The organism is Haemophilus sp. UMB1048 (assembly GCF_030218125.1).
In the GTDB taxonomy this organism is placed as follows: domain Bacteria; phylum Pseudomonadota; class Gammaproteobacteria; order Enterobacterales; family Pasteurellaceae; genus Haemophilus_D.
Map to the genome: position 1 here is coordinate 1 of NZ_JASOPB010000031.1, position 483 is coordinate 483.

Below are 483 nucleotides of genomic sequence, written 5' to 3' on the forward strand. Positions count from 1 at the left end.
GCGCCAGAGTTCTACCCAACGTTCGTGCTTAACGTAGTTCTTCCCTTTAAACCAAGAAGGTTGCACCATCAGCAGACAGTGAAAATGCGGATGTGCGCTGCCATCCTTACCTCGCGTCACCTCCGTAGCCCTGATCCACCCCTGAACAGGTGATAGCTCCTTTCGCTTTTCCATTCGCTTAAACGCCGCATTCATTGCTGTAAGGACTGTTCCAAGTTCACCTATCTCGCAGTTCCTGACAGTTAACGTCAGAAACAACCATCGGGAAGACGGGTAATCCACAACGATTTTCGGTAGAGCCTGATAAAAACGGGCTTGCCACATGAGGGTTCTTCTCCACTGGCAGACAGGGCAATGACGGACACGGCAAAATTGCGCACTACGAAGCCGTAGGCGCGTTTCTCCGGTTTCCATGATGGTAGACCAACCAAAACGTAACAAACCGCTACAGGAGGCCATACGGAGTGCATAGCGCTCGAATTC

General features: G+C 51.3%; 1 protein-coding gene. It reads right to left on the bottom strand.

Features of this window, described 5'->3' with window-relative positions:
- Positions 1 to 459, bottom strand: a 459-nt coding sequence (locus QP437_RS09740) for a protein rep (protein WP_369279313.1), incomplete at its 3' end; no start/stop codon positions are given.
- Positions 460 to 483: the final 24 nt, after the last annotated feature.